Here is a 1,564-nt window from a genome sequence, read left to right on the forward strand (position 1 = left end):
GTTATGGTGGCTACGGCATGACGCCAAATCTGCCCCGGGACATTAAGTTCGATCCCTGCTCCCGTAACGCGATCACCTGTTTGGTATGTTACGAGGAAATATGTGCAAGCCGCTGCCAGGACCACAGACATATACAGCAGCGAAGCATTTCTTAGGCGTTCTTTGAGGTTTTTGGTTCTGTCAACCATCCATGTAATGCCAGCAGCCCCTAGGAATACCGCTGCAGACGGAAGATAGAGCGGATAAACGAGCCCGGTTCCAACTAGACAAATTAGCCATAGAGGAACCGTTGCTCTAAGGTTTTGCGACGAGCCCGAACGCAGGATTGTGAGCAACAATGCTAGCAGAAGAATCAACCCGACCTGGTTGGTGTTCAGATAAAGAAATTTTAAGCCGGTAGCATCATAACGTGGATCTCCCATCAGAAAGTGAAAACGTTCAATTCCACTCCAAAGTGACGAAGAAATGGGTTTGGCCAGTACACCGATTGGGTTTGTTGACAAGGCGGCGATGATTGGTGCCAAAGACATTGCCACGACCCTGCCCCCAACAGCTCTGACGACGAGAATGGACAGAGTGCCAAATCCAAACGCCATTGCCGGGTTGATCCACAGGTAGGCGTTTATTGGTGATTGGTTGAGAACCTGAGCAAGCAAAACCCGTTGGAGATGCCCGAACCAAGGATAGCCCGTACCCAGTCCGGCTAGTTGCCATTCTTCTGGTGCCGTTGGGTTCTCCATCAAGGCATAAATTAGATCGGCATGCAGAAATGTGTGTGACCATTGATAAACGTTTGGTGCGTTTGCATGTATAATCAACACTGCTAAAGGCAGTACCAATGAGCCGAGAATAATCCGACGATAGCCTTGGATAGGTACCCATTGCCAAGATCGAGCGATTAACCATACCGCACCCAAGTTTGTTATCAGGATAACCCAAGGAATGTGGTCCGTACCAACCCCCATATACGCCAAGGCTAGAAACTGTGCGCAAGACATTGGGATTGAGAGGGCAAACGAAAGCCCAAGGCGATCCCAGAGGTCCACATTTTTTAGTAATCCAGAAAACGCGATCCATGCACCGGGCAAAATGAGTAATGGAAAAAGTAGTATTCCACGCAACAAGAGTTCAAACATAAACGATTTGCCAACTTAACACCAATTATGCTCAAGCTTTTCACTCAAGCTGCCATGATGCAATAGAAGGTTGTTCCGGCCGCGGTAAGAATGACTCCATAAGACCGGGCGATATGCGATCGGCTGCGGTTGCGCAGTTTTCTAGAATAACCAGCAAGCCGCAGGCTGTGCGATGCCGGGTTGGTTGGGTCCTTGATTGAGGTTTCTTAGTGGTAAGAAACTCAGGATCCGAGAGTTAGTCTACCGGGTTTGTATTCCTGCGTTCTGGTGATTTCGAAGCCGTCCTTTGTGCGTTCCAAAATCAGGCGTGAGGGCGCAGGGGGCCGGCACGCAAGTCGTCAGCCTGATTGATCTTACGGCATGGGTCGAACCGTCTACCCCAACAGATCCGCCGCCGGGTTCTCTGCGATATCGACGTCGTCGTAATA

At 49.9% G+C, this 1,564-nt stretch carries 1 protein-coding gene; it reads right to left on the reverse strand.

The genetic code is table 11. From position 1 onward, the window contains the following. The coding region (locus tag AC2FND_RS20240) for a hypothetical protein (protein ID WP_496771490.1) at nucleotides 1-1,136 on the reverse strand (1,136 nt) is incomplete at its 3' end. Nucleotides 1,137-1,564: the final 428 nt, after the last annotated feature.

This window comes from Ruegeria sp. BHSB056 (assembly GCF_059613305.1).